Raw genomic sequence first — 1398 nt, forward strand, 5'->3', positions numbered from 1 at the left:
TTTTCAGCACGAGTTCAACGGACACGTCGAGTCCACAGTCTCCGCGAATGTCGCAGCCGCACGGCAAGAGAACCGCCAACTCAAGGGACTAGATGCAGCGCATCGCGCGGCCGGTCCCTTGGCGCCCGGCCCGAAGGAAGATCAGGCAAGCAGCCCCACCCAGACAGCCGTCTCAGCGCAGCGGCCGGCCCATCTGACGCGCCAAGACCGCGCCGCACAAAACAGCAGCAAAACCCACAGGCACCTCCAATGAGCAGCCCTCACGAGCGCGACGACCGGTTCTACGGCTACAACCAGGATCCCTACACCCGCAATCCGCATCTCGACCCGTACACCGGATACCAGCGCGACAGCGCCGGTGACTCCACCCGGGCCTATGAGGTCGCGCCGCAACCGCCCGAGCCGGAGCGCTCCTTCATCGACGCAGACGACTCGAAAGACACGCGTCGGCGCCCAGTGGATCTCGGTGTGCATCTGTCGATGTTCGCCGGGGGAGTAGTCGCGAGCGCGGCCGTCATCGGTCTGCTGGCGTACCTGCTGTGCGCGGTGGCACTGGCCAGCATCTACAACAACATCTCGCCGACCTATTGGGCCCAGAACTCGATCGCGCCAGTACCGACGACCCAGACCGCGGCCACCGTCGCAGGCAGCGTTGCCGCTGTTCTCGCCGCAGCGGTGCTGCTGGTCGTCCTCATCAAAACCACGCCAGCTCCGCACATTTTCTTCCTCACCCTCGGCGCACTGGCCGTCGTTGCCGTACTTCTGGCGTCGGGTCTGCTCGACGTCCTCAGCGCCGCCCGCCCCTGGCAATCAACGCTGGGCCCACTGGCCATCCGTCTCGTCCTTGGTTGGGCAGCAGTCGCTCTGATCGCCACAACCGGAAGACTCACAGCTACCCGCGCACCGCGCCCGTACTGAGGAGAGCACCCCATGACCGACGATCAGAACACGCCCTGGACCCGAGAACGGCACAGCTTTTCGTGCACACAAGAGACCTGGGACGCCGCCAAAAAGGCCTGGATGAGCGACCTCAACACCTACCCCGCCTGGACCGAATGGCTCGAAGCTGCTCTCGCCGAAGCCATCGCCGCGACACGAAAGCAGTACGGGGAACTAGCGACCGCCCCGGCCCGCATACCGCCGGGCCGCCGCGAGAGTGCCCCTGCCGATGCACCCTCGCGCACCCGCCGGGCTTTCACCTGCCAACCGCACATCTGGGCTGACACCCGCAACGCCTGGTGGACCGAACGCGACAGCATCGTCCACCTCTCGGACTGGATATCGACCGCGATGTCCACCAAAGCCGCCGCCACCCCTGACCGCGATCCCACGACGCAAAGGACCCCACGATGAGGCGAAACAAACCCATCCCGGCCGCATCAGCCGAACCCTGGAACG

The 1398-nt window shown here is 65.7% G+C and carries 3 protein-coding genes; all 3 read left to right on the top strand.

What is annotated here, in order from left to right; translation table 11 throughout:
- Positions 1-253, top strand: a 253-nt coding sequence (locus tag C0481_RS21800; protein ID WP_293407843.1) for a hypothetical protein, incomplete at its 5' end; no start/stop codon positions are given.
- Positions 250-918, top strand: a complete 669-nt coding sequence (locus C0481_RS21805; RefSeq protein WP_293407844.1) for a hypothetical protein — start codon at positions 250-252, stop codon at positions 916-918. The genes C0481_RS21800 and C0481_RS21805, both read left to right, overlap by 4 nt.
- A 12-nt stretch (positions 919-930) precedes the next feature.
- On the top strand, positions 931-1353 hold the full coding sequence (locus tag C0481_RS21810) for a hypothetical protein (RefSeq protein ID WP_293407845.1): 423 nt from the start codon (positions 931-933) through the stop codon (positions 1351-1353).
- The last annotated feature ends 45 nt before the right edge of the window (positions 1354-1398 follow it).

Source organism: Phenylobacterium sp., from assembly GCF_013822795.1.
In the GTDB taxonomy this organism is placed as follows: Bacteria; Pseudomonadota; Alphaproteobacteria; order Caulobacterales; family Caulobacteraceae; genus Phenylobacterium.